General features: G+C 64.6%; 4 protein-coding genes. 3 read left to right on the forward strand and 1 reads right to left on the reverse strand.

Going from position 1 to position 4,981, the window contains the following annotated elements; all coding sequences use genetic code 11:
• Positions 1-87: 87 nt before the first annotated feature.
• Positions 88-2,982 carry a Tn3 family transposase gene (locus tag AX724_RS17730; RefSeq protein WP_017503729.1) on the reverse strand — a complete coding sequence of 965 codons (2,895 nt, stop codon included), beginning with the start codon at positions 2,980-2,982 and terminating at the stop codon, positions 88-90.
• A gap of 94 nt (positions 2,983-3,076) precedes the next feature.
• Here AX724_RS17730 and AX724_RS17735 point away from each other — a divergent pair, with 94 nt between their 5' ends.
• The 3 genes from AX724_RS17735 (at position 3,077) to AX724_RS17745 (ending at position 4,706) form a co-directional block, all read left to right on the forward strand.
• The gene (locus AX724_RS17735) at positions 3,077-3,706 is read left to right on the forward strand and encodes a recombinase family protein (protein WP_066769010.1); all 630 of its coding nucleotides are present in this window, start codon (positions 3,077-3,079) and stop codon (positions 3,704-3,706) included.
• Complete coding sequence (locus AX724_RS17740; protein WP_017503795.1) at positions 3,703-4,263, forward strand: hypothetical protein; 561 nt, start codon at positions 3,703-3,705, stop codon at positions 4,261-4,263. Before AX724_RS17735 ends, AX724_RS17740 begins: the two co-directional genes overlap by 4 nt.
• A 131-nt stretch (positions 4,264-4,394) precedes the next feature.
• The gene (locus tag AX724_RS17745) at positions 4,395-4,706 is read left to right on the forward strand and encodes a GIY-YIG nuclease family protein (protein WP_017503794.1); all 312 of its coding nucleotides are present in this window, start codon (positions 4,395-4,397) and stop codon (positions 4,704-4,706) included.
• The last annotated feature ends 275 nt before the right edge of the window (positions 4,707-4,981 follow it).

Raw genomic sequence — 4,981 nt, forward strand, 5'->3', positions numbered from 1 at the left:
GCAGCCCGGCATCAGGGGCGAGGTGCGCCTTGTGGAGAGAGCTTTTGGCATTGGGGGGTCAGTTCCGGCTGAGGGCGAAATGACACCCTAAGCGCTGACGTCCTTGGGCCAGAGGTATTCGCCGGTGAGAAGGATGTGCGCCCACCCGAGCGGCGAGACATGCGCCAGCAGATGATCCGGGGTATCGAGTCCTTCGCGACGCCGGGCCTCGACAGCATGGCCGAGTTGCAGGGTGTTCCAGTAGACGATGATGGCGGTGAGCAGGTTGAGGCCCGCGATCCGGTAGTGCTGGCCTTCGGTGGTGCGATCGCGGATCTCGCCCTGGCGACCGATGCGCAGGGCGTTCTTCAGCGCATGGTGCGCCTCGCCCTTGTTGAGGCCGACCTGGGCGCGGCGCTGCATGCCGGTGTCGAGGATCCATTCGATGATGAACAGCGTGCGCTCGATCCGCCCGACCTCGCGCAGGGCTGCGGCTAGGTCGTTCTGGCGCGGATAAGCGGCGAGCTTGCGCAGGATCCGACTTGGCGCCACCTGTCCGGCGCTTATGGTGGCGGCGCAGCGGAACAGGTCCGGCCAGTTGGAGACGATCAGTGCCTCGCGTGCCTTGCCGCCCACCAGCGGGCGCAGTTCGGTTGGCGTGGCGGCGGGGGCGAACACGTACAGTCGCTTGGACGGCAGATCGCGGATGCGCAGCACGAGCCGGTAGCCGAGCATGGCGCTGATTCCGAACAGATGGTCGGTGAACCCGCCGGTATCGGCATACTGTTCCTCGATCCGCCGTCCGGCCTCATTCATCGTCAGCCCGTCGAGCAGATAGGGTGCCTCGCTGACGGTCGCGGGAATAGTGCGCGATGAAAATGGCGCGAACCGGTCGTTGACGTGGGTATAGGCCTTGATGCCGGGATCGTTGCCGTAGCGGGCGTTGACCGTGTTCATCGCCTCGCCCTGCCGCGCGGCGGGGTAGAACTGACCATCGGCGGATGCCGTGGTGCCCATGCCCCAGACCCGCGCCATCGGCAGGTCGCCTTGCGCGGCGACCACGGCGGCCAGCGCCTGGTTGATCGCCTCACTCTCGACATGCCAGCGCGCGAGGCGGGAGAGCTGCCAGTAATCATGGGTGTTACACGCCTCGGCCATCTTGCGCAGGCCGAGGTTCAGCCCCTCGGCGAGCAGTACGTTGAGCAGGCCGATCCGGTCGCCGCACGGCACGCCGGTGCGCAGGTGGGTGAAGGCTTCAGTGAAGCCGAGTGCGGCATCGACTTCGAGTAGCAGGTCGGTGATGCGGACAGGCGGCAGGCGACGGTACAGGTCGAGCAGCAGTTCCTCGATCCCGCCTGGCGGGTCGGCGGTGAGACGGTCGATGCGCAGCGTGCCGTCCTCGATACTGCCATGCGGGATCGTCCCATTGCGCGCGGCGCGACCGAGCCGGGCGAGGCCATCGGCAAGCCGGTCCTTGCGGTCGGCTAGCCAGACATGCGGATCGGACGGGACTGCCAGCTTCATGGTACGCGCGACCGTCATCGGCACTAGGACATGGCGCAGGTCGCCATAGCGATGCGAGCGCTCGAGCCAGATGTCGCCCGAGCGCAACGCGTCGCGCAGGTGGAACATCACCGCGACTTCACGCAGCCGCGCATCGTCACCGCCCTTCAACCGCAGCTGACGACGCCATTTGGAATGCGGGCGCAGGAAGTCGTCGGCCGCCGGCAACTCGCCTTTGGCGGCGATGGCGGTCACCGCGTCGAGCAGGGGCCGGGCAACCGGCGCGGCTGCGAGGTCGAGGCAGCGCAGCATACGCGGCGCATACCGGCGGAAGCGGTGATACCCCTGATCGACATGCGCCAGCGGATCGTCGCCGAGCGTGTCGGTCAGCGACCTGGCCGTCGCAACAAGACGGTCGAGCCGGTCCCATCCCGCGCGTGCGACTGCATCCTCCAGCGATGCGCCGTCGCCATGAGCGTCGAGCAGTGATCGGCCGAGCGTCGCGAAACCGTCCAAAGTTGCGGTGACCGCACCTCTGGTTTCCGCAGTACGCGCATCGTACAGCTGCTTCGCCTCGCGCCAGGTGCGGCCGACGATCCGGTCATGCGTCTCGATCACGGCGTCGGCGGTCGCGGCGGCCCATTCGATGACACAGACCGCAAGGATAGCGCGGCGCCGATCGGCGTTTAGGTCGCGCAAGCCATCGGCAAAATAGCGTTCGCCCTGCCGGCGCAACCGGGCGACGCGGTGCGGCGGGACGCCTGCGAGCAGGTCAGCGCCGAGGTTCATCGTGCGTAGGAACTCCAACCGGTCGAGCAGCCGGTTCGCCGCGGCGGAATTGTTGCCCGGCTCGATCCGGCGCAGCCAGATGAAGCGACTGATCGCACCCGGCAGCATCTCGGTCGTCAGCTGGTCGAGCCGCGTACAGGCGACGCGATCGAGGCGCGTGGCGATCCGCTTCTCTATATTCCGCTCGGCCGCGACCAGCGCGTCCGCGCACAGCCGCTCGATGGTGGTGATCGCCGGCAGGATGGTCATGGTGTCGCGGCAGCGGGCGATGAAGCGCCGCGCGAGATCGTCATTCGAGCGCGCCTGTTCGGCTTGGCCAAGCAGCCAGTCGCGAAACGCCCGGGCCGGCGCCCCCTGACCGGAGAACATCCTGTACCCGTAGCTTCGGCGCAGCACCTCTAGATGCTGCTGGCGCGTCTGGCGGCGAACAGCATAGCGAAGGAGCGTGTCACCGGTGATGCCGAGTTGGGCTCCAAGGAAGGCAGACACTGCGAGGGGGATGATCTCGCCCGGTGCCAGCATCCGTCCGGGATAGCGCAGCGCACACAGTTGCAGCGCGAAGCCGATCCGGTTCTCCGGCCTGCGTCGTCGGTTGATGTGGATCAGGTCATCGTCAGCCAGAATGTAATGGCGGAGCAGGGATGCCTCGTCGGTCGGCAGGTCGAGCAGCGCCGATCGCTGCCGGGCGCTCAGGATATGGCGTCGCGGCATGAGGCATTGTCCCAGTTGATCAGAAGTCTGTTTTGGACAACATTACCCCCACGCAGATCAAGGGTTTTTGGAGCCTAAATCCAGAGGGGTTCAATTGGGACAGCGCGCCGCCATCTACGCCAGGGTTTCGACTGCCGACCAGTCGTGTGAACGGCAACTACGCGACCTTGCCGCCTTTGCCGAGCGGGGTGGCTATGAAGTGGTGGAAGTGTTCCGGGAGACAGCCTCCGGCATGAAGGCGAACCGGGCAGCACGTAACCAAGTGATGAAGCTGGCGCAGGCGCGCCAGGTCGATGCGATCCTTGTGACCGAATTGAGCCGGTGGGGCCGCTCCACCCAAGACCTGCTCGACACGTTGAACCGATTGTCCGGGTGGCGCGTCTCCGTGGTGGCGATGAGCGGCATGACGTTCGAGGTCGACACACCGCATGGGCGGATGATGGCCACTTTGCTTGCCGGCATCGCACAGTTCGAGCGGGACATGCTTAGCGAGCGTGTCCGCTCTGGTTTGGCCGCTGCTCGAGCACGGGGGCGCAAGCTCGGACGGCAACCGGGGGAACGGCCCAAGTCCGATCGGCTTGGACCCAAAGTGTTGGCGCTGGTTCAGGAGGGGCGCAGTTATCGCTGGATCGCCCGCGATCTTGGCCTGAGCAAGAATACGGTCGCGGCAATCGTCGGGCGAGCAAGAGCGGATTGCGCCGCGGACGAGGAAATAGCGGCATGACAAAAGCCCCGCCACGCCTGCCGCCCGATCCGCGGCGCAAGGTACGCTTCCGTGAGATCGCTCGCGGCATCATCGCCAAAGACCGCCATGATCGCAAATATGGTTACACTGTGGACACCGCCGGCGCTATCGCACAGGCGCTGGAGCGCGCCTATCGTGAAGGTGTACGAGACGCTCCAACAATTACTACCACGGTGCATGAGCAGCCCGATACAACGGGCCCTCTCGAATGGGCGATGATCCCGCCTCGACCCAGGGATGCCTTCTGGAGCATCTGCCTGTTTTTTCTTGGCCGGGAAGCGGATGACACCCGTAATGGATACCTGGAGCCCGCGCTTACCGAACGCGGAACGCCGGGATGGGCAATGGTAGTCCCGGGGCGAAACCGGGAAAAGGTGATCGGTGATCGAACCATTGGCCCTCTCGTCCGGCTTGGGCTCCTTGTGCGTTCATCGGATGGGCCTGTTCGCATTCTTGTCACTGAGCGCGGACAGGACACATGGCGACTTTTCTGCCAGCGGGGCGGGCGTTACCCGGAGGATCTGACCGACATCTGATCGACGCTCAACAGAATTATGTGATGGCAGCTAGCGCCCCACAGTGGACGTTCGTTGAACCCGGGTGGCTTGCCGATTGTTCACTCGATTCGTCATTCCCGCGAAGGCGGGAATCCAGTAGCAACGTCGCAATGAAGGAGACCTTCGCGCCCACCGTCTATGTTCTCGCTTCGGCGCGAAACGGCACACTTTACACCGGCACCACCTCGAACCTGATCCAGCGCATCGCCCAGCACCGCAGCGAACACTTCGATGGCTTCAGCGCCCGCTATGGAACCAAACTGCTGGTGTGGTTCGAAATGCACGCGACAATGGAGCACGCGATCCAGCGAGAGAAGCGGATCAAGAAATGGAACCGTGACTGGAAGCTCAGGTTGATCGAAGAAGGCAATCCACAGTGGCGCGATCTCGCCATCGACTTTGGCTTCGAAGCGCTGCGTTGACTGGATTCCCGCCTTCGCGGGAATGACGAAGATCTTGGTGCGGATTTGGCATCGGCAACGGGTGTTTTAAAATCCGAACCAGACGGTCGGCTTCCCACCCCTTTAAGCCATTGCGCTTAGGGTGTCATTTCGCCCCTTACCGGAACTGACCCCATTGGGCCCTCGGCGCTGACGGAGGCCATGGGCATGCTCAACCACCATTTCGCAGCAGCCGCCTGATCGGCGCAGAGCGACAGCCTACCTCTGACTGCCGCCAATCTTTGCAACAGAGCCCC

Origin of the sequence: Sphingobium sp. CCH11-B1, assembly GCF_001556865.1 — a bacterium.
Taxonomy (GTDB): domain Bacteria; phylum Pseudomonadota; class Alphaproteobacteria; order Sphingomonadales; family Sphingomonadaceae; genus Sphingobium.